Annotated in this window: 24 protein-coding genes, 1 tRNA gene and 1 riboswitch; of the genes, 17 read left to right on the top strand and 8 right to left on the bottom strand. The window is 61.0% G+C overall.

The features are described from left to right. Nucleotides 1-11: 11 nt before the first annotated feature. Nucleotides 12-572, bottom strand: coding sequence for an NUDIX hydrolase (locus VFO29_07000; GenBank protein HET9393246.1), 561 nt, complete (start codon nucleotides 570-572; stop codon nucleotides 12-14). A gap of 33 nt (nucleotides 573-605) precedes the next feature. Here VFO29_07000 and VFO29_06995 point away from each other — a divergent pair, with 33 nt between their 5' ends. The 4 genes from VFO29_06995 to VFO29_06980 are packed head-to-tail and all read left to right on the top strand — an operon-like array spanning nucleotide 606 to nucleotide 5,247. Further along, nucleotides 606-2,258, top strand: coding sequence for a 3-hydroxyacyl-CoA dehydrogenase NAD-binding domain-containing protein (locus VFO29_06995; protein HET9393245.1), 1,653 nt, complete (start codon nucleotides 606-608; stop codon nucleotides 2,256-2,258). 2 nt (nucleotides 2,259-2,260) lie between these two features. Beyond that, nucleotides 2,261-3,430 (top strand): acetyl-CoA C-acyltransferase, encoded by a 1,170-nt coding sequence (locus VFO29_06990; protein ID HET9393244.1) that lies wholly within the window; start codon nucleotides 2,261-2,263, stop codon nucleotides 3,428-3,430. Next, on the top strand, nucleotides 3,430-4,923 hold the full coding sequence (locus tag VFO29_06985; protein HET9393243.1) for an aldehyde dehydrogenase family protein: 1,494 nt from the start codon (nucleotides 3,430-3,432) through the stop codon (nucleotides 4,921-4,923). The genes VFO29_06990 and VFO29_06985 overlap by 1 nt, the downstream gene beginning before the upstream one ends. 51 nt (nucleotides 4,924-4,974) lie before the next feature. Next, entirely contained in the window at nucleotides 4,975-5,247 is a 273-nt protein-coding gene (locus VFO29_06980) for a hypothetical protein (GenBank protein ID HET9393242.1), read from the top strand. Between the two features lie 115 nt (nucleotides 5,248-5,362). Here the strand turns inward: VFO29_06980 and VFO29_06975 are convergent. Further along, a tRNA-Gly gene (locus tag VFO29_06975) sits at nucleotides 5,363-5,434 on the bottom strand. Nucleotides 5,435-5,550: 116 nt separating this feature from the next. Between VFO29_06975 and VFO29_06970 the strand changes: the two genes are divergently transcribed. Genes VFO29_06970 through VFO29_06950 form a run of 5 tightly spaced genes read left to right on the top strand, consistent with a single transcriptional unit; the run spans nucleotide 5,551 to nucleotide 9,850 of the window. Further along, nucleotides 5,551-6,669: a Phenylacetic acid catabolic protein gene (locus VFO29_06970; protein HET9393241.1), complete on the top strand. Its 1,119-nt coding sequence runs from the start codon at nucleotides 5,551-5,553 to the stop codon at nucleotides 6,667-6,669. Beyond that, nucleotides 6,669-7,529: an enoyl-CoA hydratase/isomerase family protein gene (locus VFO29_06965; GenBank protein HET9393240.1), complete on the top strand. Its 861-nt coding sequence runs from the start codon at nucleotides 6,669-6,671 to the stop codon at nucleotides 7,527-7,529. The genes VFO29_06970 and VFO29_06965 overlap by 1 nt, the downstream gene beginning before the upstream one ends. 37 nt (nucleotides 7,530-7,566) lie before the next feature. Beyond that, nucleotides 7,567-8,703, top strand: a complete 1,137-nt coding sequence (locus VFO29_06960; protein ID HET9393239.1) for an FtsX-like permease family protein — start codon at nucleotides 7,567-7,569, stop codon at nucleotides 8,701-8,703. 3 nt (nucleotides 8,704-8,706) lie between these two features. Continuing rightward, nucleotides 8,707-9,378 carry an ABC transporter ATP-binding protein gene (locus tag VFO29_06955; GenBank protein HET9393238.1) on the top strand — a complete coding sequence of 224 codons (672 nt, stop codon included), beginning with the start codon at nucleotides 8,707-8,709 and terminating at the stop codon, nucleotides 9,376-9,378. Nucleotides 9,379-9,382: 4 nt separating this feature from the next. Beyond that, nucleotides 9,383-9,850 carry a hypothetical protein gene (locus VFO29_06950; protein HET9393237.1) on the top strand — a complete coding sequence of 156 codons (468 nt, stop codon included), beginning with the start codon at nucleotides 9,383-9,385 and terminating at the stop codon, nucleotides 9,848-9,850. On the opposite strand, the gene VFO29_06945 is transcribed toward VFO29_06950, so the two are convergent. The 4 genes from VFO29_06945 to VFO29_06930 form a co-directional block, all read right to left on the bottom strand. Then, nucleotides 9,847-10,329: a hypothetical protein gene (locus VFO29_06945; protein HET9393236.1), complete on the bottom strand. Its 483-nt coding sequence runs from the start codon at nucleotides 10,327-10,329 to the stop codon at nucleotides 9,847-9,849. The two genes, VFO29_06950 and VFO29_06945, sit on opposite strands and share 4 nt — an antisense overlap. 29 nt (nucleotides 10,330-10,358) lie before the next feature. Continuing rightward, nucleotides 10,359-11,504: a cation:proton antiporter gene (locus VFO29_06940; protein HET9393235.1), complete on the bottom strand. Its 1,146-nt coding sequence runs from the start codon at nucleotides 11,502-11,504 to the stop codon at nucleotides 10,359-10,361. A gap of 23 nt (nucleotides 11,505-11,527) precedes the next feature. Further along, nucleotides 11,528-11,589: riboswitch (Fluoride riboswitch) on the bottom strand. Nucleotides 11,590-11,624: 35 nt separating this feature from the next. After that, the gene (locus tag VFO29_06935) at nucleotides 11,625-13,052 is read right to left on the bottom strand and encodes an ATP-dependent DNA ligase (protein HET9393234.1); all 1,428 of its coding nucleotides are present in this window, start codon (nucleotides 13,050-13,052) and stop codon (nucleotides 11,625-11,627) included. Beyond that, nucleotides 12,994-13,347, bottom strand: a complete 354-nt coding sequence (locus VFO29_06930; protein ID HET9393233.1) for a hypothetical protein — start codon at nucleotides 13,345-13,347, stop codon at nucleotides 12,994-12,996. Before VFO29_06930 ends, VFO29_06935 begins: the two co-directional genes overlap by 59 nt. 47 nt (nucleotides 13,348-13,394) lie before the next feature. On the opposite strand from VFO29_06930, the gene cysK reads away from it, so the two are divergent. The 8 genes from cysK (at nucleotide 13,395) to VFO29_06890 (ending at nucleotide 23,687) form a co-directional block, all read left to right on the top strand. Then, complete coding sequence (gene cysK / locus VFO29_06925) at nucleotides 13,395-14,357, top strand: cysteine synthase A (protein ID HET9393232.1); 963 nt, start codon at nucleotides 13,395-13,397, stop codon at nucleotides 14,355-14,357. Beyond that, the gene (locus VFO29_06920) at nucleotides 14,335-15,363 is read left to right on the top strand and encodes an asparaginase (GenBank protein HET9393231.1); all 1,029 of its coding nucleotides are present in this window, start codon (nucleotides 14,335-14,337) and stop codon (nucleotides 15,361-15,363) included. The genes cysK and VFO29_06920 overlap by 23 nt, the downstream gene beginning before the upstream one ends. A gap of 2 nt (nucleotides 15,364-15,365) precedes the next feature. Further along, a complete protein-coding gene (metH, locus tag VFO29_06915) occupies nucleotides 15,366-18,860 on the top strand; it encodes a methionine synthase (protein HET9393230.1) in 3,495 nt (1,164 codons plus the stop codon). 9 nt (nucleotides 18,861-18,869) lie between these two features. After that, complete coding sequence (locus tag VFO29_06910) at nucleotides 18,870-20,117, top strand: branched-chain amino acid ABC transporter substrate-binding protein (protein ID HET9393229.1); 1,248 nt, start codon at nucleotides 18,870-18,872, stop codon at nucleotides 20,115-20,117. A gap of 145 nt (nucleotides 20,118-20,262) precedes the next feature. Continuing rightward, nucleotides 20,263-21,174 carry a branched-chain amino acid ABC transporter permease gene (locus tag VFO29_06905; GenBank protein ID HET9393228.1) on the top strand — a complete coding sequence of 304 codons (912 nt, stop codon included), beginning with the start codon at nucleotides 20,263-20,265 and terminating at the stop codon, nucleotides 21,172-21,174. After that, a complete protein-coding gene (locus VFO29_06900) occupies nucleotides 21,171-22,229 on the top strand; it encodes a hypothetical protein (GenBank protein ID HET9393227.1) in 1,059 nt (352 codons plus the stop codon). Before VFO29_06905 ends, VFO29_06900 begins: the two co-directional genes overlap by 4 nt. Then, nucleotides 22,216-22,974 (top strand): ABC transporter ATP-binding protein, encoded by a 759-nt coding sequence (locus tag VFO29_06895; protein ID HET9393226.1) that lies wholly within the window; start codon nucleotides 22,216-22,218, stop codon nucleotides 22,972-22,974. Before VFO29_06900 ends, VFO29_06895 begins: the two co-directional genes overlap by 14 nt. Further along, complete coding sequence (locus VFO29_06890; protein ID HET9393225.1) at nucleotides 22,971-23,687, top strand: ABC transporter ATP-binding protein; 717 nt, start codon at nucleotides 22,971-22,973, stop codon at nucleotides 23,685-23,687. The genes VFO29_06895 and VFO29_06890 overlap by 4 nt, the downstream gene beginning before the upstream one ends. On the opposite strand, the gene VFO29_06885 is transcribed toward VFO29_06890, so the two are convergent. Both VFO29_06885 and VFO29_06880 read right to left on the bottom strand, forming a co-directional pair. After that, on the bottom strand, nucleotides 23,684-24,955 hold the full coding sequence (locus VFO29_06885) for a TCR/Tet family MFS transporter (protein ID HET9393224.1): 1,272 nt from the start codon (nucleotides 24,953-24,955) through the stop codon (nucleotides 23,684-23,686). The genes VFO29_06890 and VFO29_06885 overlap by 4 nt on opposite strands. Further along, nucleotides 24,939-25,541, bottom strand: coding sequence for a TetR/AcrR family transcriptional regulator (locus VFO29_06880; protein ID HET9393223.1), 603 nt, complete (start codon nucleotides 25,539-25,541; stop codon nucleotides 24,939-24,941). The genes VFO29_06885 and VFO29_06880 overlap by 17 nt, the downstream gene beginning before the upstream one ends. Nucleotides 25,542-25,855: the final 314 nt, after the last annotated feature.

The raw sequence follows: 25,855 nt of genomic DNA, 5'->3' as shown, positions 1-25,855 counted from the left end.
TATCGAGGGGATTACGGAACCTTCAGTCGATCCAGCATCAAGTAGATCGATGCGACGTGCGCGACCGAGTCAATTGTGCCGTCGCGAACGAATGCGTGAAGCTCGTCCAGCGTATAGAGCTCCACACTGATGTCCTCGCCGATCCCGAGGTTCTGCTTTCCGGCTAGCCGCACGTCGGGCGCGAAGAACAAATGCGCGACCGTGTTCGCGTTGGTTGCATCGGTAACGAAGCTGCGCACAAACTCCATCGCGCCGGCGTAGCCGGTCTCTTCGGTAAACTCCCTCGTTGCGGTTTGCTGCGGCGTCTCGCCCGGATCGATAGCGCCCGCCGGAAGCTCCAGCAGTACCTTGCCGATTCCGTGCTTATACTGGCGGACTAAAACAACGCGTTTCTCGCTCGTCATCGCGAAGACGATCGCGAACCCGCGGCTCTCCTTCACGTAATAGTCTTCGATAATGCCGCCGTTCGGCAGTTCGACTCTGTCTTTGCGCAGCTTTAAGTGCGGTGAGTCGATGGCATAAGAGGACGTGACGCGCCAGCCGGGTTTCTCCATCGGCGGCGTCTTCGGCATGGTCCCGCGCCGTCCCCGACCAATGAGGGGTTTGTGGCAAACATTGTCGTCGTGGGCGCCGGAACGATGGGGGCGGGCATCGCAGCGGTTGCGGCCCTCGCCGGCGACAGCGTTTCGCTGATCGAGCCCGATGCGGGTGCCCAATCACGAGCACGCGACGTCATCCTTCGACAAGCTCAGGATGACACAGGGGCGCAAGATGACACGATCATGCAGCGCGTTCAGTTCTACGACTCCGTTCCCACTGGACTGGATGCCGAGCTCGCGATCGAAGCCGTGCCCGAGCGGCTCGACTTAAAGCGCACCATTTTTAAAACGCTTGCTGACGCGCTCGGTCCGAAGGCGTTACTGGCCACAAATACGTCGTCGCTCTCCGTAAGCGAGATCGCCGAATCCGTCGAGCATCCCGAGCGCGTTCTCGGGCTGCATTTCTTTAATCCGCCTGTTGTGATGAAACTCGTAGAAATCGTTCGCGGCGATGAGACCTCCGACGAAGCCGTCGCACAAGCTCGCGCGATCGCGGAACGTTTTGGAAAGACGGCGGTCGTTACGGCCGACACGCCCGGCTTCATAGTGAATCGCGTCGCGCGCCCATTTTATCTGCAAGCGATGCACGCGTACGAAGAGGGCGTCGCGCCGATGGAGGATCTCGATCGCTTGGCCCGCGGAGCCGGTTTTCGCATGGGGCCGTTCGAGCTCATGGATCTCATCGGACTGGACGTTAACTTGGCAACATCGCAATCGATTTACGAACGCACCGGCGCCGCGCGGCTCAAGCCGGTTGCGTTGCAGCAAGAACTGGTGGCGGGCGGCAAGCTCGGTCGAAAGACCGGTTCCGGATTCTACGATTACAGCGGCGGCACGCCGCGTCACGACGATTCGCCCCCGCAACCGCCGGGCGAGCTGAACCAGGACGAACGGATTCTCATCGTTGGCATCACGAACGTCGCTATCGAGTTGCGCGAGGCGCTGGACAAGGCGTACGGTCATGTGAACGTCTGCGAGAACGCCGAAGCGATCGACGAGATGCCGCTCGACACGACTACCGTGATCGATGCGGGCGACGGCGTGAGCGATCGCGGCGCGTTTATCGCCGACCTCGATCGGCTTTTTCCACCGGAGACGGTGATTTTCGCTGACGCGTATGCGACCGATCTGACGTCGCTTGCCAAGCGTTTGCGCCACCCCGAACGCGTTGTGGGGTTCGGTTTGCTCGGCTCGCTCGAGCGGCAAAGCGTGATCGAGATCGTGGACGCCGAAAACACGAGCGACGATGCCCTCGAACTCGCGCAAGAGGTCTTCGAAGCGATCGGCAAGCGCGTCGTGCTCGTGGAAGACCGGCCGGGACTCTTTCTCGGGCGCACGATCGGCTCGATCATCAATGAAGCCGTCTACGCGGTGCAAGAAGAAGAAGTCGCGTCGCCGGCCGACGTGGACCTGGCGATGCGTTTGGGGACGAACTACCCGCTCGGGCCAATCGCCTGGGGACGCGAAATCGGCGGCGACCGCGTCGTGCGCATCCTGCAACGCCTGGCCGGAGCCGAAGGCGCAGCTTTTTCGCCGCACCGCGCGTTGTGGGTGCTGGATGTGCAAGATGAAGACAACGCGATGGACGTCGCGGTCGCCGAGGGCGCCGTGGAATCGAAGCCGGGCGGCAGCGTGATCTATCCGGGAATGCCGTTTTGAAAATGCGTGACGTCGTAGTCGTCGACGCGGTCCGTACGCCGATCGGACGATACGGCGGCGTGCTGGCCAACGTACGCCCGGACGATCTCGCCGCGATCGTTATTGAAGCGATCGTCAAACGCACCGGCGTTGCGCCGCAGCAGATCGAAGACGTGTTTCTTGGTGCGGCCAATCAAGCCGGCGAAGACAACCGTAACGTCGCCCGTATGGCTGCACTTCTCGCGGGCCTTCCCGTTGAAGTTGCCGGCGCGACGATGAATCGTTTGTGCGGCAGCAGCCTGCAGGCCATAAACTCGGCCGCCCACGCAATTGCCTATGGCGAAAGCGACGTCGTTATCGCGGGCGGCGTCGAATCGATGACGCGCGCGCCCTTCGTGCAACTCAAAGGCGAGAAGCCGTTCGATCGTGCCATCGAAATGTTCGACACGACGATCGGTTGGCGCATGATAAACCCGCGCATGCAGGAGCTCTATCCGCCGATCTCGCTCGGCGAAACTGCCGAGAACGTCGCCGAGCGTTACAAGATTGGGCGCGAGGAGCAAGACCGCTTCGCGTACCAATCGCAGATGCGCACCAAAGCCGCGGTCGCGCGCGGCACCTTCGCGCAAGAAACGATCGCGGTCGGCGACGTAGGTGCGGATGAACATCCGCGGCCCGACACGACCCTGGAAGCGTTGGCGAAGCTCAAACCGGCTTTTAAAACCGGCGGCACGGTCACGGCCGGTAATTCGTCGGGCATCAACGACGGTGCCGCCGCGCTTTTGCTCTGCGAAGCGGAGACGGCCAAGAAGCTTGGATTCAAACCGATCGCGCGCGTCGTTGCCACGGCGGCGGCCGGCGTGCATCCGGATGTCATGGGCCTCGGGCCGATCCCGGCGACGCGCAAGGCGCTGGCGCACGCGGGCCTGCGCATCGATCAGATGGACCTGGTCGAGATTAACGAGGCGTTCGCAGCGCAATCGATTGCATGCTTGCGTGACCTGGAGATCGACCCGGAGAGGGCGAACGTGAACGGCGGCGCGATTGCGCTCGGCCATCCGTTAGGCGCAAGCGGCGCTCGCATCGCGACGACGCTCCTGCACGAACTGCGGCGGCGCGAGGCGCGGTATGGATTGGCGACGATGTGCATCGGCGTCGGCCAGGGCATCAGTACGATCTTCGAAAGGCTTTAATGGCGGTAACTGCAACGGCGACCAAGACTCAGCTCTTCATCGGAAACCAATGGCTCGACGCGTCGGACGGCGCGACGTGCGACGACACGAATCCGGCCACGGGTGCGGTGATCGCTCAAGTCGCCAACGCCTCCGCCGCCGACGTCGATCGCGCGGTCACCGCCGCACGCGATGCGTTCGAGCGGGGAAAATGGTCGACGATGGCGGCGTCGCGCCGCGCCAAGATCATCTATAAGATGGCGCAGCTGATCGCGGAGCGCGCGGGCGACATCGCCCTGCTCGAGGTGCGCGACAACGGCAAGTCGCTTGGAACCGCCAAGGGCGAACTCGGCGCGATTGTGGATTGCTTCGAATTCTATGCCGGCGCGGCGACCAAGAATTATGGGAACAGTTTGCCCGGCCCGATGCCGAATTATCTCGCGCAGACCGTGCGCGAGCCGGTCGGTGTCGTCGGAGCGATCGTGCCGTGGAATTTTCCGTTGCTGCTAACGTCGTGGAAAGTTGCGCCCGCGTTAGCTGCCGGCTGCACGATTGTCCTCAAGCCGGCGGGACAGACGCCGCTCACTGCACTCGAACTGGCAAAGATTGCGCTCGAGGCCGGTCTGCCGGAAGGCGTGCTCAACGTCATCACGGGCGAGGGCCGCGGTCTCGGACAGGCGATGGTGGAGCATCCGGGTATCGACAAGATCGCGTTCACCGGAAGCACGGCAACAGGTAAACGGGTTGCGGCAACGGCGGCGCAGACCGTAAAGCGCGTAACGCTGGAGCTCGGTGGGAAATCTCCCTCGCTGGTTTTCGACGACGCCGATGTACGGCAAGCCGTCAACGGCGCACTCTATGGCGTATTTTACAACGCCGGCCAATGTTGCGAGGCGCGCTCGCGCATACTCGTGCAAGAGAGCATCGCGGACGAATTCATCGAGATGTTTACCACGAAGGCGCGCAAACTGCGCGTCGGCAATCCGGAGGATCCGCAGACGCAGATCGGCGCGATCACAACCCAAGAACAACTCGATAAGATCAAATCGTATTGTGAGATCGGCGCGAGCGAGGGTGCAAAGCTGCTGCTGGGCGGCGGGCCGGTCAACGCCGGGCCCGGGTTCGAGAATGGGAAGTTCTGGAGCGTCAGCGCCTACGAGACGCAGCCCTCGCACCGGGTCTCGCGCGAGGAAGTCTTCGGCCCGGTCGCCAGCTTCACGCGTTTTAAAGATGAAGCGCAGGCGATCGAGCTGGCCAACGACAGCGAATACGGTCTTTCCGCGAGCATCTGGTCGCAGAACATCGGGCGCGCAAGCCGCGCCGCCAAGGCGCTGCGAACGGGGACGGTGGCCATCAACACGCCGTACGCGGTGTTTCCGGGCGTGCCGTTCGGCGGCTACAAGCAATCCGGCTACGGGCGCGAATTAGGGATGGAGACGATGGCACTCTATTCGGAAATCAAGAGTATCATTACGTACATCGGTGAGAAGCCGATCGATCCGTTCGGAGTATAGACCATAGACGCGTTAAAAATTGGAACGTCCTATCAAACCACATACGGCACGTTGTGGAAGGACGGAACATTCTTTCCGCGCGGAACGCGCGTGCTCGTGGTCGGTTTGCACTTAGTCGAAGGTTTTTGCGTGCAATTTCCGGCCGAAGTCGACCGTCAGCCGCTCGAGACCTGGGAAGATTGGTCCGAGAGCGATTTTCTGGCGGAAGAAGGGGAGATCGAATCCGCGCCGCCGGTCTCTCAATCGATGCTCTCCGAAGCTCAAGAAGTATTGCGAGACGCCGAGGACGGCTGTCATCTACACTTTCACGAAGACGCAGATTAGAAAATAAAAGAGCCGCTCTCATTGAGCGGCCCCTCGCGTAGCGTAAGTTTGCCGTGTCGCCGTAGCAATCTTAGCACGCGAGAGACCTGGGCGGAAGACCCAACCACGTTGGGCCTGGAGCCGGCGGGGATTGAACCCGCACCTCCGAGTTGGCGACACGGCGCGCTACCAATTACGCTACGGCCCCGACCCAATCGAGGACGTTAATGGCCGCTTGTTGCCGGGGGATTTCCGCACGGTTACCTAGGGGAGTTATGCGGGAGGTGGCGAGGCTCGAAGGGCTTGGTGGTATAAGGAGTATTCATGGCACGCATCGCGACCTTTGACGATTGGCTGGACCTGCTCAAGGACTGGCAACAGGACATCGGCTTAAATCAGGAGCTGATCGACCGTTACATGCCGGGCTACCAGTTCGAAGCCAAATACGGCGAGTTGCCGACGAATGAGATTTACTTCGGGGATTTCAAGGGCGAGCGCCGTTGGGACAAAGTCATGGAGGTGCCCGACCAGCGCATGCGCGACGCGCTCTTGAACATGATCGTCTATCAGGGCGACACAGAGTTCGCTTCAAACGAACAGCAGCGCTTTCTCGTGAACAATGCCCCGTCGGAATACGATTTGGCATCGCTCGTGCGCATCATGGTCGAAGAGACGCGCCACGGCTACCAAATGTGTCACGTGCTCATCAAGTATTTCGGCAACGACGGAAAGATCGAAGCACAAAAACTGCTCGAGCGGCGCGCCTACGGCAAGAAAAACCGGCTGCTGCATGCGTTCAACGACGACGTCACGCACTGGCTCGACTTTTTCGCCTACACCAACTTCATGGACCGCGACGGCAAGTTCCAACTGACGATGCTCTCGCATTCGGCTTTCGCTCCGCTCGCACAGTCGATGGGCCCAATGCTACGCGAGGAGTCGTATCACATGGGCACCGGCATCTCCGGCCTGCGGCGCATCGCACAGGCCGGCGTGATTCCGGTCGACCTGCAGCAGAAGTACTACAACAAGTGGATCTCAGGATCGCTGGATCTCTTCGGAACGGATCACTCAGGCTCGGCGCAGTGGGCGTACACGTGGGGCATTAAAGGCCGCGTGGACGAAGACAAGGCCGGCGACTCCGCCGATCGCGAGCACCTGAACGAGCGCGCGCGCGGACAGTTCTACGATGAAATCAGCAAGACGGTCGAGCGCGTCAATGCCGTTAACGCAGCCGATGCGAAGCTCTACGTGCCGGACATCCGCTTCAACCGGAAAATCGGTCAGTATGCGGGCCAGTTTTGGAGCGTGGACGGACGGCAGCTGACCCAGGCCGAATGGGATGCGTACCTGCCCACCATGCTGCCGACCGTGGAAGACGAAGCAAAGGTTCAAGAATACACCAAAGACGCGAGTTGGATCGCACCTAAAGGAAAAGAATAATGGCTACTACCGTGAATGGCCCCGCTGCCGCGCAAACGCCGTTCGGGCGCGAGGCGCGCGGCTTCGACGGCAAACGCGTCATCAATTACAGCAAGGACGGACATGTCGCGATCATCGAGATGGACGATCCGCCCGCCAACACGTACACGCACGAGATGATGCGTCAACTCGACGAAGCGATCTTGGATGCGCGGTTCGATACTGATGTGGAAGTCATCGTTCTGATCGGCAAGGGTGAAAAATTCTTTTCGGCCGGGGCGAACATCGCCATGCTCAACAACGTCACACCCGAGTTCAAGTACAATTTTTGCCTGCACGCCAACGAGACGCTTTCGCGCTTGGAACAGACGCCGAAGCTCGTCATCGCGGCGTTGAACGGGCACACCGTCGGGGGCGGTCTGGAGATCGCGATGGCGGCCGACATACGCATCGCGCGTCAGGACGCCGGCAAGATCGGCTTGCCCGAGGTTGCGCTCGGCGTGTTGCCGGGCACCGGCGGAACGCAGCGGTTGGCGCGGCTGGTCGGAAAGTCTCGCGCGATCGAATTGATGGCGATGGGACGCACTTTCAGCTTCGAGCAAGCGTTGGATTGGGGAATCGTTAACGACGTGTACGAAGGCGACGCGGCGAGCTTCCGCGATCAGGCGCTGACATACGCCAAGCAGTTTACGTCGCCGAACAAAGCGCCGATGGCGGTCGGTCACATCAAGCGCAGCGTTCAGACGGGCATGGAACTGCCGCTTCAGGACGCACTAGCGCTAGAACGCGAGCTCCAGTCGCTGCTCTTCAAGAGCGAAGACGCGAAAGAAGGGCTCGCTTCCTACAACGAAAAGCGCACGGCACGGTTCAAGAACAAATAACATTTTAACGCTGGCGCGCAAGACGCTCTTCGAGGACATGCCGCGGTTCTTCGTGGCGTTGGGCGGGATCGTTTTTGCCGTGACCCTGCTCACGGTGCAGGTCGCGCTGTTCACCGGATTCGTCAACTCAACGGCGCTGCCGATTTCAGAATCTCCGGCCGACATTTGGGTGACGGCGCCAGAAATGTTGTACTTCGAGGGCACGCTGCCGCTTCAGTACGGGGACGTCGCCAAGGTCCGCGCCGTTCCGGGCGTCGCGCAAGTGGAAGCACTTTCGCTTGGAGTTGCGCGTTGGCGGGGTCCGCACGACTTGCTTGCGCTGGGACGCATCGTCGGCTTCGATCCGAACGGAACGCTATTCAACCCGGGTAACGTCGATCGCGCAACCGTTCGGCAGTTGCGCCGGCCCTACGCGGTCGCGATTGATGCAACGCAGCTGCGCCTCCTCGGTTTGCAGCATTCCGGAGAGAGCGGCACAATTGGGACGCTTCCCGCGCATCTTGCCTACGTTACTCATGGCACGCAGCCGATTGTCTCGGCGACGTTTTTTTATACGTCGCTTGAAACGGCAAACGTGTATACGCCGACAGCACTCTCGTTTTTCTCGCCGTCCGGCGCCGCGCCGCCGCCGCTCGAAGAGAGCGACCCGATCATGTACGTCCTTGTGAAGGCCAAGAATCCGGCCGCCGTCGCGCAGCTGGCAGGGGCGATCGAGCGGCGCATTCCACATGTTCGCGCATTGACGCGCGAACAAATGATTCGAACCACGCGCGATTATTGGGTGAAACGAACCGGGATCGGGTTTATCCTCACGCTGATTGCACTGATGGGCGCGATCGTGGGCATCGCCGTCGTCGGCCAGATCCTGTACACGTCGATAAACGAGCATTTTCAAGAGTACGGCACGCTCAAAGCGATTGGCGTAAGCGACGGCTATCTCTACGGAGTAATCGCACTGCAAGCGGCGATCATGGCGGGCATCGGGTACGTGCTGAGTTTGGCGCTAACGTTCGGGCTACGCTCGATAGCGGCGGACCGCGGCGTGGACATTCTGATTACGCCGGCCGGCGCGATCGAGGTGCTCATCCTGGCTCTCGTAATCTGCACGGGCGCAGGCGTCGTCGCCATGCAGCGGGTCACGCGAGCCGATCCCGCGCTGGTCTTCCGGGCATAGCACGTGAACAACGACGTAACGGTTGCCGTGCGCGATCTCCGGATGACCTATCCGGGCCCGAAACCCGTCCACGCGCTCAAAGGTGTTTCGCTCGAGATCAAACGTGGCGAGATGCTTTTGGTGATGGGACCCTCGGGCTCGGGCAAGAGCACGCTGCTCTCGATTATCGGCGGCTTGTTAACGCCAACGAGCGGCAGCGTCGTCACATCAGGAACCGACCTAACGCACCTTGGCCGCAAGGAACTCGCGCGCTTTCGCTTGCGGCATTTCGGCTACGTGTTTCAAGGCTTCAATCTTTTCAATTCGATGACGGGCTCGGAAAACGTCGAGCTGGCTTTTCACGTGCGCGGCGTGCGGGGCCGAGATGCGCGCAAGGCGGCTCGCGATCTGCTGTCCGAACTCGGGCTGCACGAGCAGGCGGACCGGCCGGCGCGAGACCTATCGGGCGGCGAAAAACAGCGGGTGGCCATCGCGCGTGCGCTGGCAGGAAATCCGTGCGCGATTCTGGCCGACGAACCGACGTCGCAGCTCGACGCCGAGAACGGAGCCATCGTCACGAACATCCTTACGGAGTTGGCGCGCAGCCGCGGAACGACGGTGGTGATAACCTCGCACGATTACCGGATCCGCCGCGCCGCCGAGCGGGTTGTTTTGCTGGATGATGGGAAAATCTAGAGCCATGCGTTACGTGTTTGCAATCACCGCTGCGGCGTTCGCGCTTTGCACGTGCGCGATGTCCGCCGAGGCGCGCTGCGGGCGCGGATCGTACAAGACGTTCTTGCACGGCTTCGAGTCGGCGCGGGACGTCATGCGGCGCAAGCCGCAGACCGCCTATAACGCCTTTATTGCGCTGCGCGCTCAGGCGCAAAAGTGTGGGAGCCGGGAAGATCGCGCCGACGTGCGCTACAAACTGCTGCTCTTTGAAACCGGGCTGTCAGCATACATCGGGGCCGCCGACGCGCAGCGCGGTAACGTCGCAACGGGACGCGCTACCGCTGAGGCAGCTATGACGCAAGCGCTCGCCATCGAGCGCGCGCACCGTTCGAACGTTGCGGAGTTACGCCTGGCCGACGAACTGGTCGCCCAGATAAAAACCCCGCTCCAAATTATCGACGAGCTACAAGCGTCGCCCTCGCCTCAACCCTAGCGCTTCGCGCAGACGCTGTGCGTGGCCAGTTTCTTGCCTTGAATGTTTCCGTTTACGTCCACCGTGTATTTCGCGGGCGAAAGCCGCGCGTAGGTTACGGCAAGGGCCAATTTCGGATAAACGGCATGAAAGGCGATGCGCGTCGCACCTGTGCCGGTTCCGTGTAAGATATCGTAGGCTCCGGTCGGGAATGCGTCGAGAACGATCCAGGTGCTGATCGCTTTACTGTATGTGAGCGTGTGCTCGGCCGTCGTGACGCCCTTCACGCTGTCCGTGGCGCGCAGCCACGAGCCGCCGAAAACGGGAGTCCAGTCTTCGTTGAATGTCCCGGAGCTGGTCCCGGTCTGCATGCATACCCAGTGACCTTTCAACTGGGCTTGAACTAGCGGTGAAGCTGCCGGCTTTGCCGCCTGCGCGGCGAGCGCCGCGCCGGCGAAGAGAACGGCGCTGGTCACGGCAGCGGTGAGACCTCGAAACATGGTATGACCTCCTGCTCCCTGCATACCCATCACGGCACCTCGGCTTCCATCTCTTCAGGCTCCTCGGCCGGTTTGAAGAGCGCCTGCGCCACCAGCGTGGGGATGATGGCGGTCAGAATGACGACCGTCACCAGCGTCGTGTATTGGGCTTGAGTGATGTAATGGTGGGTCAATCCGTACAGGCTCGAGATCGTCCCGAACGTCAAGCCCGTAGCCATCATCAGCGTGAGATAGCTCGCGTCGTTTTTCGAGTATTTGAAGGCGTAACGGGCGATTGGCAGGATGGCCGCGATCTTGGCGACCACTTTCACGAAAAACAGCGCGACGATGAGCCAAACGCTGCCCGCGGCTGCAGCAAATGAAATATACGTTCCGGCTTTGATGAAGTAGAACGGTGCGAGCAGCGTCATCGTCATCGTTTGCAGCCGGCGCTTGATGTCGGGATACGTGAACATAAAGCCGGCGCACGCGATTCCAAGGAAGTAGGCTGGAAGAACGCCCTCGCTCTTCGCGTACGTCGCCAAAGCAGCGAGAACGAAAATGATCGCAAACAGTATGCGCAGGCCCGGCTCGCTGACATAACGACGCGTCCGCTCCACAACGATGGGCAATACCTTCGGGACGGCCACCATTGCAACCACGATTCCCACGCCAAGAAGAGCCAGCCACACATTGTAGTTCGCAAACAACAAGCCGAGCGCGGCTACGGTTCCCAAGTCGGTGAAGAAGCATGCCGCCAGAATCAATTGTCCGAATTCCCGGCTGGCCAGGCCCGATTCGACCATAACCGCATACACGACCGCGACCGACGTCGTCGACATTGCGAGCCCGGCGATTTTGGCAGCGTTTGCCGGCCAGTGCGCCAGGAATAATGCGAATCCCATCGCCGCCAAAAACGGCGCAAGGAACGAAGCAGCGCCGAGCACGGTTGAGGGGACGAGTTGTTTGCGAAGAACGGCGGGGTCGATCTCCGCGCCAGCTAAAAACGTGAAAAGAATGGCGCCGAAACCGGCCACGAAATCGATCCATGCATTTGTGCGCAACGCGATTAGGTTGCCGGCCAGCATGCCGATGATGATCTCCGCCAAAGCGGCGGGCATTTTGATGCGAATCGCGATCACGGCGCTTACTGCCGCCAGCGCCATCCAAATCGCCGCAACCGTCCACATATTCATAAAAAAACTCCCGTCTAGCGTTCGCGTTGACAGGAGCCATCAGCCGGAGAGGCGGTTATCGGGGAGCTCCATCCCCATCGGGTTGCCGCGTTCGTCCTTGGTACTCATGCGGTCCTTCCGCTAAGGCTGCAAGCCCTCGCGCGCGAGCATGTCGCTGTAGATTTCTCGAACGCGCTCGATCGTGTCGATTTCTTCGGCCGGCTTGTCGTCCCGGATACGCACGATGCGCGGGAATCGCAGCGAGAATCCGCTTTCGTGCAGATCGCTGGGTTGAATGATGTCGAACGCCACCTCGAGCACGATCTTCGGCTCAACCGCTATTGCATGCGGGAACCGCTTGTCGTTGTCATCGTGAGGTCTGTTGTCATCCTGAGGTATCGAAGGACCCTGAGGTATCGAAGGGTGCGCTAAAAACCATTGCGTGAGTTCCGCGATCTCAACGTCGGTTAGACCCGAATACGCTTTTCCGATCGTCAGCAGCTCGTTATCGTGTCCGCGCACTGCGAACGTGTAATCCGAAAGCACCTTGGCGCGCTTCCCGTGCCCCCATTCGACCGCCACTACGACGACGTCGAGCGTTGACAGCTCGCGTTTGAGTTTGAGCCACCATTTGCCGCGCCGCCCCGGATGGTACGGCGCATCGCTGCGTTTGAGCATGATGCCTTCGTGCCCGCGCGCTCGCGCAGCTTCGAACCGTTCGTGTATCTCCTCGGGAGTCACGCCTTCCGGCAACGGTGCGAAGTCCGCAACGGCCAGATGCGGGCCGCCTACCGCCGTTTCCGCCAACCGTGCGCGCCGTTCAATGAGCGGCTCGTCGATCAGAAACTGCTCGCCCGAAGCAAGAATGTCGAACACAAAGAACTTGACGGGAACGTCTTTCAGCAATTGCGGGTCGACTATCTTGCGCTGCAAGCGTGCTTGCAGGTAGCGAAACGGCAGCACGCTCTCGCCGCGCTGCGCGACGATCTCGCCGTCGAGCATGAAGTCTCCGGAAGTCGCGCGCAGCGCATCCGCCACCTCGGGATAGGATTGTGTTACGTCATTGAGCGTGCGAGAGAATATCCGCACGTTGTCGCCGGTTTTGTGCGCTTGCGCGCGGATGCCGTCGAATTTATCTTCAACCAGCCACTGCTCGCCGCGTAAGTCTTTATACTCTGATCCATACATCACGGGCGTAGCAAGCATGAACCCGATGGGCGAGCCGTACCCGATTCGGACCTCGCTTAGCCGCCCTGCGCGCGCCGCTATCGCGACGGCTCCAATGTCGCCGGCAGCCATGACGGCGCGACGCACCTCGTGCGCGTCGCACGCGAACGCCGCGGCAACCGCGTCCGCCACAAGTCCTTCACGCAAACCGATCCGCAGGTCACCCGTCATGATTTTAATGACGTACGTCGCTTCGGTCGCGCCGGTGCACGCTCGCAAAATGCGTTCGCAAAGAATCTCGCGTTTTCGGCCCGCCGACTTGCCGGAGGCCGCCGCGATCTCTTCAAAAATCAGGAAGAGCGACGCCGGCGTCAGCGTTTCCGAGAAAAGCGCCAGGTCCATAGGCGGCCTCACGAACGGACCTAAGGCCACGCCCAAGTCGCCGCTCGCGGTACATCGAGCCGAGCTGGGCGTCGTCGAATCCCCACGCGTTCCTGGCCGCCGCGACGATCGTTCGGTAACCGATGCCGAGGCTACGCTGATCGCGCGCCGCGAACGGATTGCCGGTGAAGAATCGAGCCGCCGCGCTTAAGTCCGCGTCGCTAAGCGAACGGAGGTACTCCGCGAGCAAGGCAATCTTTTCGAGTTTTCCGGCGCGCGCTGCGATCGCCGCGCAGGTTTGTCCGAAGCGGACCATGGCGTTAGGTTGCAGCTTTTGGCGGCCGAGCCTGGTTCATGGCTGGCATGAGCCGCATATATGAAAATCTCGCCGATTCGTTCGGCAACACCCCGCTCGTAAAACTGCCCCGGCTGGCCAAGGGCCTGCCCGGAATGGTAGCCGTGAAGATGGAGTCGTTCAATCCGGCCGGCTCGGTGAAAGACCGCATCGGCATCTCGATGATCGAAGCCGCCGAGCGTGAGGGCCGTCTGCGTCCCGATTCCGTCATCATCGAACCGACCAGCGGCAATACCGGAATCGCGCTCGCGTTCGTCGCCGCCGCCAAGGGCTATCCGTTGATTCTGGTGATGCCCGACACCATGACGGTCGAACGCCGCAACCTCCTTAAAGCTTACGGCGCGCAAGTGGTGCTGACGCCGGGCGCGGACGGCATGAAGGGCGCCATTGCCAAGGCCAACGAGATTCGCGCGAGCGACCCGCCCAAGTATTTCATGCCGCAGCAGTTCGAGAATCCCGCGAACCCGGAGATTCACCGCCGCACGACCGCCGAGGAGATCTGGCGCGATACGGACGGAACGGTCGACGTCTTCGTCGCCGCGGTTGGAACCGGCGGTACCATTACCGGCGTTGGCGAGGTTCTGCGCGAGCGTAAACCCGGCGTGCGCGTGATCGCGGTCGAGCCCGATGCGTCACCGGTTCTTTCGGGCGGCACTCCGGGACCGCACAAAATTCAAGGCACCGGAGCCGGTTTCGTTCCGAAGGTTCTGAACACGAAGATCTATGAGGAAGTAATCCGCGTCACCGACGCCGACGCGATCGCAACGACGCGCCGGGCCGCGCGAGAAGAAGGCATGCTCGTTGGCATCTCGTCGGGGGCGAACATTTGGGCGGCGTTGCAAGTCGCGGCGCGGCCGGAGTCGAAAGGCAAGCTCATCGTGACTGTCGCCGCCGACACCGGAGAGCGCTACCTCTCGAATCCGGTTTTCGCCGAACAAGAAACGCCGGTTGTCGAAGCCGCAATCGTCTAGCGCGTTACGCGGCGAGCCCTTTGTTGAAGTAACGCGCGGCGGCGTGGTGGAGTCGATCCATCACGTCGCGGCCTGCGCCGTCGACTCTCGTGGCGAGCCGGTCCTTTCAATGGGAGAAGTCCTCGCGGCTCCGGTCTTCTTGCGATCGAGCGCGAAGCCGTTTATCGCCGCAACGGTGCTCGCTGCCGGTGCGCGCGAACGTTTCGGTCTTGAACCGCGCGAGATTGCGGTCATGGCTGGCTCGCATGGCGGGCAATCCTTTCACGTCGAGGCAGTGCGATCGATTCTACGCAAGATTGACATGCCGGAAAGCGCGCTGCAGTGCGGCGTGCATCCGCCATATAACGCAGCCGCGGCGCAGGAACTCCAACGCGCCGGAATCGCACCGACGGAAGTCTACAACAATTGTTCGGGCAAACACGCCGGCATTCTGGCGCTGTGCAAGATCATCGGCGCCGATCCCAAGACGTACCTCGAGGCGAGCAATCCTGCGGAGCAGCGCATTTTAGATTTTTGCGCGCGCGTCTCGGGAACGACGGCTGAGGCAATGCCAATCGGCGTTGACGGATGCGGTATTCCGGTTTACGCGGTGCCGTTGCGGAACGCCGCGCTTTCCTTTCTGCGTTTGGCTGCGCCGGACGGCGTTTCCGATGACGAAGCGGTTGCTTTGCAGACGGTACGCGATGCGATGATCGCTTTTCCCGAATACGTCTCAGGAACCGGCGAATTCGATGCGCGCTTGATGCAAACCGCGGGCGGTTCGATTGCCTCCAAGGCCGGGGCGGAAGGCGTTCACGGCGTGGCCGCGCTGCCGCAAAGCGTTGGCCTGGTCTGCAAGATTCTGGACGGCACGGTACGAGCGCGAGGACCCGCGGTGCTGGCTATGCTGCGGAGCCTGCAGCTACTCTCGGAGGCGCAACTGACCAAACTCGCGGACCTCGAGCGGCCGATAGTATATAATCGAGCTGGGCGCGCCGTGGGCGAAATCAGCGCCCGCAAAGGATAAAATTGGCGGACTATCTGCAACTCTTGGGCGAGCGGGTGCTCGTCTTCGACGGGGCCATGGGCACCCAGATCATGGCGCTCGAACTCACCGCCGAGGATTTCGGCGGTGTTCGCTATCAGGGCTGCAACGAAGCTCTCGTTTTAACGCGCCCCGACATTGTCCGCGATATTCACGAAAAGTATTTGGAAGCCGGCGCCGACGTACTGGAAACGGACACGTTTACCGCCTCGCGCTTGAAGCTCGACGAATACGAACTCGGCAGTAAAGTTGCCGAAGTCAATCGCAATGCGGCCCAGCTGGCGCGCGCCGCCTGCGACAAATATTCAACGCCCGAACGCCCGCGCTTCGTCGCCGGTTCGATGGGACCGACGGGCATGTTGATCTCTTCGTCCGATCCGTCGCTATCGAAGATCACGTTTGACGAACTCGTTGCGATCTACGGCGAACAAGCGCGGCATCTTGTCGAGGGCGGCGCCGACCTGCTGCTGCTCGAGACGATGCAAGATCTATTGGAACTCAAAGCGGCGGTCGCCGGCATTACACGCGAGTTCGCCAAAGGGTTGCGTCGCGTTCCGATTCAGGCGCAGCCGACGCTGATCACGGAAGGCCGCATGCTGCTCGGCACTGACATTCGCGCGATCTGTGCGACCGTCGGTGCGCTGCCGGTGGACGTCATCGGTTTGAACTGTTCGACGGGCCCGTCGCAGATGCGCGATTCGATCCGGTATCTGTGCGAGAATTCCGATCGCTTTGTCAGCGTGATTCCCAACGCGGGCTTACCGCTGATGGGCCCAAAGGGCGAAACGATCTATCCGGAGACGGCGGCCGAACTCTCACGCGAGCTCGCGGAGTTCGTGCGCGACTTCGGCGTGAACGTCGTCGGCGGCTGCTGCGGCACGACGCCGGAGCACATCGCGGCGATTCGTGCCGAAGTGGATGCGCTCGAGGCGCAAGGCAAACGCGGGCGCACGCCGGTCCCACAACCCAAGCAATTTGTCGCCTCGGCCATGACTGCGATCGCGCTCGAACAGGAGCCGCGTCCCTTGCTGGTAGGCGAGCGCATCAACTCGCAAGGCTCGCGCAAGATTAAACGGTTGCTTCTCGAGGACGACTACGATGATATCGCGCTGGTCGCGCGCGAACAGGTCGAAGCCGGAGCCCACGCGCTCGATATCTGCTGCGCGTTGACCGAACGCACCGACGAAGACGTACAAATGCACGACTTGGTGCGCAAGCTCGCGCAATCGGTCGAGTCACCGTTAATGATCGACTCGACAGAGCCGCGCGTCCTTCAAGCCGCGCTCGAGGCATATCCGGGCCGCGCGATCGTCAACTCCGTTCACCTGGAGAGCGGGCGCGCGAAGATCGATGCCGTGCTGCCGCTGGCCATCGAGCACGGTGCGGCCGTCGTAGCGCTGACGATCGACGAAACGGGCATGGCCAAGACCGCGCAGCGTAAGCTCGAGGTCGCCAAACGCATTTACGACATCGTCGTCGATGAATACAAGCTGCCCGCCGGCGCGCTGATCTTCGACGATCTGACCTTTACACTGGCCACCGGCGACGACGAGTACATCAACTCGGCAATCGAGACGATCGAAGGCATTAAAGCCATTAAGAAAGAGCTGCCGGGTGTGCTGACGTCGCTTGGCGTGAGCAATGTGTCGTTCGGCTTAAAGCCGGCCGCGCGCGCGGCACTGAACTCGGTGTTCCTGCATCATTGCGTGCAAGCCGGACTTGACTTAGCCCTCGTCTATGCCAAAGAAATAACGCCGTACGCCGAGCTCGATGCCACGGAGCGCGACTTGTGCGACGACCTCGTGCACAACCGGCGTCCGGACGCGTTACAGCGCCTGATCGAGCACTACGAGTCAAGCGTTACGCAGAGCTCATCGAAGGGCGACGCCGTCGACGAGGACGCAGACGCTCCGCCCGAAGTACGCATTCACAATGCAATCTTGCGCCGCCGCAAAGACGGCATCGAGGCGAAGATCGACGCTGCGCTCGAGACGCGCGACCCCGTCGCGGTTCTCAACGATATTCTATTGCCCGCTATGAAAGAGGTCGGCGATAAGTTCGGCGCGGGCGAGTTGATCTTGCCGTTCGTTTTGCAATCAGCCGAAGTGATGAAGAAAGCCGTCGCGCATCTGGAACAGTTCCTTGAGAAGAAGGAAGGCCAAACCAAAGGTAAGATCGTGCTGGCGACGGTGTTCGGCGATGTCCACGACATCGGCAAGAATCTCGTCCACACGATTTTAGCAAACAACGGCTACACGGTCTTCGATCTCGGCAAGCAAGTGCCGATGAATACGATCTTGGAGAAGGCCGTTGAAGTTGAAGCCGACGCGATTGGGCTTTCCGCGCTGCTCGTCTCGACCAGCAAACAGATGCCGGTCTGCGTCCAGGAGCAAGATACCCGCGGCCTGCAGTTTCCCGTGCTGGTGGGCGGCGCGGCGATCAACCGCGACTTCGGCCGCCGCATCTCCGTGCTCGAAGGCAATCGCTTTTTCGAGCCCGGCCTGTTTTACGCCAAAGACGCATTCGAGGGCTTGCAGGTCATGGAAACGCTCACCGGCGATCCGGCGGCGCGCGAACGGTTCGTCGAGCAGGCCAAGAGCGAAGCGCTGGCGCCGCGCGCCGCGCCGCAAGCGGTGGCCTCCACCAATGGCGCGATTCAGTACTCGGCCGTGAAATCCGATCGCGTGCCGGTGCCCAAGGCGCCATTCTTCGGGCCGCGCGTCGTGCGCGAGATCGATCCAGCGAAGCTGTGGGAGTGTTTCGACCTGCGCAGCTTGTACCGGCTGTCGTGGGGCGCCGCCAATACAAAGGGCGACGCATTCGACAAACTGGTGAAAGAAGAGTTTGAGCCGCGCTTGCAGCGTTATGAAAGCGTGGCGATCAAAGACGAATTGCTCGAGCCGCGCTTCGTCTACGGGTATTTCCCCGCTGCCGGCAGCGGCAACGACGTGATCGTCTACGATCCCAAGGATTCATCGCGCGAGATCGCACGCTTCCCGTTCACGCGCCAGGCCGGCGGCGAACATCTCTCGCTCGCGGATTATCTGCGCGAGCCCGAAGACGGGCGCGGCGTGGACGTCGTCGCGTTGCAGATCGTCACGGTGGGATCGCGCGTCGCGGAGAAAATCGCCGAACTGCATGCTGCCGGAGAGTACAGCGAGTCGTACTTCCTGCACGGGTTCTCGGTGCAAAGCGCAGAAGCGCTGGCGGAATACGCGCACCGGCGCATTCGATCGGAACTCGGCTTGACGAACGAAGAGGGCAAACGCTATTCGTGGGGTTACGGCGCCTGTCCGGATCTCTCGCAGCACGAAATCGCGTTCCGCTTGCTCGACGCGACCAACGCGATCGGCGTACATCTGACCGAGGCCTTCCAAATCGTGCCGGAGCAATCGACCGCCGCGATCATCATGCATCATCCGAAGGCGGCGTACTTTAATGCCGCGGCCGTGAGGGAACTCGAACCCGCTTCAGCGTAACCCGGCGGCATGCGTTTGATTCTTGCGACTGCAGCGCTGGCCGCGCTCACGGCATGTTCCGGCAACAGCTCCGGTACGAAAACAAACACGACCACAACCACGTCCGCGGTGACCGCCGCGCCGAGCCCGGCGACTGCGGGGACCGTCGTGAAAATCGGCATCGACTTGCCGCTTTCGGGTGGAGACGCTTCGGTCGGCATCAGTACAGAGCAAGGCGCGCTCCTTGCGATCGAGCAGATGCAAAAGAGCATGCCTCGCGGTTTCACGCTGCAGGGAGTGGCCGTCGACGATGCCGTGCAGGGAGTGCATAACCCGGAGCAGGGCGCAGCCAATGTGCGCAGCTTTATCAGCGACAACGCAGTGCTCGCGGTTGTGGGTCCGTATAATTCGAACGTAGCGCGCGCGCAGATTCCGGTAACCAACGCAGCGAGTATGGCGCAGATCGGTCCGTCGGTTGTGGCCGATAATCTTACGTTAGGACCCGAAGCAAAGCAGCTGCGGCGTACGAATCCCAATCTCATCACGTTTTTCCGGGTCTGCACGACGGACTCGCGCCAGGGATCGGCGCTCGCGCAATTCGCGCAATCGCTTGGATACAAACGCGCTTACATCATCGACGACAACGAAACGTACGGGCTGGATTTGGCCGATCGTTTTGAAAAAGATTTCACGGCCGACGGCGGCACCGTGCTTGCGCGCGATCATCTCGCCAAGAACACCCAAGACTTCAAGGCGTTGCTGCTCAAGGTCGCGGCCGCGAAGCCGGATGTCGTGTTCTTTGGCGGCGTGACGAGCACCGGAGGCGGCCTGTTGCGCAAGCAAATGTACGGCGTCGGCCTCGGGAAAGTTGCCTATTTCGGTGGCGACGGCATCGCCGATCTTGCGACGGTCGCCGGTGCGCAAGCCGACGGCAGCTATTACACGCTGGCCGCTCCGAACGCCGAGAAACTTCCGGCGGCTCAGGCGTTCGTTAAAGCGTACCGAGCGCGTTATAGCTCTGACATCGGGCCGTACAGCGCGAACGCGTATGCGGCTGCGCAAGTCGCCGCTAACGCAGTTATTCGAGCAATTGGAAAGGGAGGCGGCGTGCCTTCACGCGCGGATGTCGTGGCGCGCGTCGCGACGACCAAGATCGAGACGCCCATCGGAAGCATAAGCTTCGACAAGAACGGCGACGTGACGAATCCGGTACTGAGCCTGTACGGCTTTAAGAACGGACAGTCGTACTTCATTCGGCAGATCCAGTTGAAGCTGTAGTGTAGTGTCATCCTGAGGTATCGAAGGACCCCGAGGAGCGCGCCCAGGGCGCGTGACGAGGGGCGCTCGCGAGAGTGTCATGGTGAGCTTGTCGAACCATCCCCGAGCAGCGTGCCAAAGGCACGCGTGACGAGGGGCGCACGAAATGCATGAATTCCTAGCGCAACTCGTCAACGGGATTTCACTAGGCGGCATCTACGCGCTGATCGCGCTCGGCTATACGATGGTGTATGGCATCATCGGGCTCATAAACTTCGCCCACGGCGATGTGTACACACTCGGCTCGTTTTTCGCACTCACAATCTTGACCGCGCTGGGCGTTTCGGGCGAACTGCATGGCGTCGCGCTCGTTGTGGACGTAGCGATCGCGCTGATCGGCGCGGCGCTACTCTGCGGCATCGTAGGCGTGCTGATCGAGCGGCTCGCATATCGCCGTTTACGGAACGCACCGCGCCTGGCGCCGCTTATCACGGCGATCGGCGTCTCATTCATCCTCGAAAACATCATGCAAGTCTGGAAGGGTCCGTCGCCGGTGTCGTTTCCGGCGGTCGTCCCGAATCCGTCGATCGCGGTCGCCGGCGTGGCAATCGGCGCGCAGCAGATTCTTCTGGTCGGGTTGGCGGTCGTGATGATGGTCGGGCTCCAGCTCTTCATTCATAACACGCGATTAGGCCGCGCAATGCGCGCCACGGCGCAAGATCGCGACGCCGCGCAGCTGATGGGCATCAACATCAACAAAACGATCATGCTGACATTCCTGATCGGCAGCGCGCTGGCCGGCGTAGCCGGCTTCGTGTCGGGCGTCTACTACCAATCGACGTGGTTCTTCAACGGTTTCGGCGCCGGTCTCAAAGCCTTCACAGCGGCCGTGCTGGGTGGGATTGGCAACATCGGCGGCGCGATGCTCGGCGGTTTCCTGATCGGCATCATCGAGTCGTTTGCGACCTGGAAATTCGGCGGCCAGTGGAGCAACGTCACGGTATTCGCAATCTTGATTCTCGTGCTGGTCTTTCGCCCGTCCGGACTTTTGGGTGAAGCGGTGTTCGAGCGCGCATGATTTACGTCTATTTCTTGGTCGCGATCGCGATTGTCGTCGCTGCGCAGCGCGTCGGCAACCTGCGCGCCAAGCGCGGCTTGTACTTTGCGCTCGGCGTGGCTCTTTTGTGCGCGCCGATCTTCGATCGCAATGACGCAACCTTCAATGTGCTCGCCGACGCCGGCATCTTCGTGATTCTGGCGCTTGGCCTGAATATCGTCGTCGGCTACGCCGGTCTGCTGGACCTCGGCTACGCCGCGTTCTTTGCAATTGGCGCGTATACGTACGCTATGATGGCCAGCCCACAGTTCAATTTGCATCTGCCGTTTTGGCTGCTGCTGTTCTTGGCCGCGGCATTTGCGGCGCTCTTCGGAATCATCTTGGGGGCGCCGACGCTGCGCTTGCGCGGCGACTATTTGGCGATTGTCACGCTCGGCTTCGGTGAAATCGTTCCGCAGATCTTTCAAAACCTGACGAAATATACCGGCGGCCCGAACGGCATTGGAGCGTTGGATTTCCCGTCTTTCTTCGGCCGGTCGTTCGGACAGAATACGATTCCGTACTATTACGTGGTGCTTGGCTTGATTGCGCTCGTGCTGCTCTTCGCGAACAATCTGCGCGACAGCCGGCTGGGACGCGCGTGGATGGCGATCCGTGAGGACGAGCTCGCCGCGCGGCACATGGGAATCAACACCACCGCCGTGAAGCTCGCAGCGTTCGCGCTTGGCGCATCGTTCAGCGGCCTAGCCGGCGTCGTCTTTGCCGCCAAGCTGAGCTTGGTGTCACCGGACCTGTTCCAGTTTCAAGTCAGCGTGCTGATTGTGTCGATGCTGGTGTTGGGAGGCATGGGCAATGTGCCGGGAGTCGTCGTGGGTGCGCTGGTGCTCGTGCTCGTCAACAACGTTGTGCTGCCCCAGGCGAACGTCATTGCTGCAAATGTGGGCCTGCACGTGGATTTCGGCAACTACCATTTCTTCATTTACGGGGCGATCTTGGTGGCGATCATGCTCTTCAGACCGGAAGGCCTGTTGCCGAGCCGTCAGCGCAAGGAGGAACTGCATCATGCTGCGGCTTGAGCGCATTTCCAAGCGCTTCGGCGAGCTGGTTGCAGTTGATGACGTCTCTTTGCTCGTGAAAGGCGGAGCGATCGCCGCGATCATTGGCCCGAACGGCGCAGGCAAGTCCACGCTGTTCAATACGATCACGGGAATATATCCGCCGAGTTCGGGCGAGATTCTTTTTGAAGGCAAACGAATCGATGGCTGGCCGACTCACCGGATTGCAGCCGCCGGCATCGCGCGCACTTTTCAGAATATCCGGCTTTTTTCTTTCATGGCGGCAATCGATAACGTAATGGCCGGCGAAGACGTGCACCTCAACGCGCAGTTGTGGGATTCGCTTCTCCACACTCCGCGTCAGCGCCGCGAGGAACGGGAAGCTAGACAGCGAGCGCGCGGCCTGCTGCAGTTCGTCGGTTTGGAAGGCGTCTCTGAAACCTACGCGTGCAACTTGCCGTACGGCTCGCAACGGCGATTGGAAATTGCCCGCGCTCTGGCGAGCCGGCCGAAGCTCCTGTTGTTGGACGAGCCCGCCGCCGGCATGAACCCGAAGGAGAAGCACGAGCTCAGCGAGCTGGTGCACGCGATCCGGGAGCGTGGCGTGACCGTTCTGCTAATCGAGCACGACATGGGGCTCGTCATGAACGTGAGCGAGGAGATCACTGTTCTCGATCACGGAGAACGGATCGCGCACGGTACGCCCGCAGAAGTGCGCAACGATCCTCGCGTGATTGCCGCGTATCTCGGAACAGCCGTGGCGTGACACTTCTCGAGGTTACCGGCCTCAGCGTCTCATATGGCGGAATCCGCGCGCTGCGCGACGTTTCGCTGCGCGTCGAGGAAGGCGAAATAGTCGCACTCCTCGGCTCCAACGGCGCCGGAAAAACGACGATGCTGCGCGCGATCTCAGGACTCGTGCCATATTCGGGCACGATATCATTCGACGGCAAAGATTTGCGCAAGCGTTCGCCCGACGAGATCGTGCGGCTCGGCCTTGGGCACGCGCCCGAGGGCAGGCGAGTCTTTGCGCGCATGACCGTAAGCGAGAATCTTGCGCTTGGCGCGTACACGGTGCGCTCCAAAAGTGAGATCGAGGAGCGGCTGGCATTCGTCCTCGCTACGTTCCCTCGACTGGAAGAGCGGCTCGACCAGGCGGCGGGCACCCTGTCCGGCGGCGAGCAGCAGATGCTTGCGATTGGGCGGGCGCTTATGAGTGCGCCGCGGCTGCTCATGCTCGATGAGCCGTCGTTAGGCCTGGCGCCAATCATCGTTCAAACGATCTTCGGCGTCATCAGAGACATCAACAAACGGGGCACGACGATTCTGCTGGTCGAGCAAAATGCGCAACAAGCGCTGCGGATCGCAAACCGCGGCTATGTGCTGGAAACCGGCTCGATGCGGTTCGAAGACAGCGGCGCGGCGTTGTTACAAAATCCCGCAGTTGCCGAAGCGTACTTAGGAGCGGCCCAGGTTTAGAATTCGACTTCTTCCAGTGCGGGCTGCGTTTGCAAAACCGCATGCAGCTCCGGCTCGCCGCGCGTCGCGTACCATCCGATGGCGCATGTGCCGATGAGAAGGAGACCCCCGAGATACCACGCCGCACCGATGACGTGCAATGATGCGAGACTGCCGATGAACAGATAGAACGTTATCGGGAAAAGGCTGGAACCGACGATGGTCGCAATGCCGCGAATGCTGCCAAGCGCACCTTGCAACTCGCCTTGTTCGGATGCCGTCACGTGTCGCGCCGCAATCGCTTGGAGTCCCGGCGTCGCGATGGCCCAAAGCGCGAGAATGGGAATGCCGGCGTAAAAGTAGCCGCTCGACGGAGCCGTCCCCCAAATGATGTAGGCGACGGCTCCAAATGCATATCCCGCTACCATCGCGTACCGGTCTCCCAGCCATTTCACTGCCGGCCCGACAAATTTTGCGGAAACGACGATTTGGCAGAGTCCGACCATCGCAACGGACAATCCAATCGTCCTGGAGTCCCAATGATAGCGCGTGATCCCGTAAATCGCCCAGATGGTCGGGAGCGCATCGTGCGCGACCATCGCAAGAAAATACGCTATCGAAATGCCGAAGAGCTCACCGTGAGAACGCAAGAGTTTTAGCGCCGCGAGCGGGTTCGCGCGTTTTAGTTCAAAGCGGTTGCGCAAGTTTTCCGGCAACGACTCAGGCAGTACGAAGTATCCGTAGAGAAAGTTGAGCAAGCTTAAACCCGCGCTCACCCAAAATGGAAGCCGCAGATCCCCGTGCGCCGACAGCAAGCCGCCCACCGTGGGGCCGAGGACGAATCCGATCCCGAACGCTGCCCCAATCATGCCGAATCCGGCGGCGCGCTTTTCGGGCGGCGTCACGTCGGTGATGTAGGCGTAGACGACCGAAATATTTGACGAACTGACGCCGGAGATCACGCGCCCGACCAGCAGCCAGCCAACGCTCGGGGCGATTGCCATGATGATGTAGTCCAAGCCCAGTCCGAGGTTGGATAGCAAAATGATCGGACGCCGGCCGAACCGGTCGGAGAGCACGCCCAGCAACGGCGAAAAGATAAATTGCATCAAGGCGAAGATCGTGGAGAAGATGCCGATCCACTCGGTCGCGCTGACGTTCGTGTGCGTAAAGCTCTTGATCAGCGGCGTGAGAACAGGCACGATCACGCCTAACGCCATCATGTCCAGCAGGACCGAGATGAGTACAAACGTTAGCGCATTTTTTCGAATTTCAGGCTGTGGCTGCATGGCGTTTCTTCCTCGGAAGATGATAGTGCAATGTTTCCAGCCACTCGCTCACCGCTGAGTCGACGCGCTCACGGTCCCCGGTGGCGCACAAATCCATGATGAAGCCGCGAAAGCCGGCAAGGACAATCGTCGCGTAGCGGCGCGCTTGTTGCGCATCAGCGCCGGCCTCAAGCGCGGGCGCTTCGATGAATTCTAGCCAGTCCTCGATCGCGTGCCGTAGAAACGGGCCGTGATCTTTGCGATTGCGCAGCGCATAGGCGTACGTTTCGAAGAAGAGCATGTAGAGCGGCAAGAATTGCTTTGAGCTCATCATCGTCCATCCGGCGCGGCAGGCATCGGTCGGATGCACGTACGTTTGCTCGTTAAGTCGCGCGACGGCGGCGTGCTGCTGCTTCCTGATGTGCGCGAAAATCTGTGCTACTAGCGATTCTTTGGAGCCAAAATAATAGAGCAAAACGCGCGGGCTCGACCCGATTGCTTTAGCCAATGGCCGCAGCGACAGGCCGGTCAGCCCGTGTTCAAGGACGTACTCGATGATCTTCTCGAGCAGTTCGCTAGGGCGCTCGGGGTCCGCGGTCCGGGTCACCCGCCCAGAATATCATACTTGAAACAGTCGTTTCAAGTATGGGTAAGCGGCGATTGCGGCCACGGCTCGGAAGTGTCCTGTTGTGAAGATCGGGTCCGTTGCGCTTTTCGCCGTCTTGCTGAGTGCGTGTGCGCCCAAGCCTTCAATTCCGAATCAGGCCCTTCTGGAGCAGCTATCCGATCGTCTGAAGTACCAATATCATGAGTGCGTCCCGTTGGGATGGGCGCCGGTTAAGACCGGCGCCACGTACTATCCCGGTTACACCGCAACATTGGCGACGTATGTCGAGTTTCTCGATGCTATTTGGCGAGGCA

The organism is Candidatus Rubrimentiphilum sp., assembly GCA_035710515.1.
Classification (GTDB): domain Bacteria; phylum Vulcanimicrobiota; class Vulcanimicrobiia; order Vulcanimicrobiales; family Vulcanimicrobiaceae; genus Rubrimentiphilum.
This window is presented reverse-complemented; position numbering and strand designations above follow the sequence as displayed.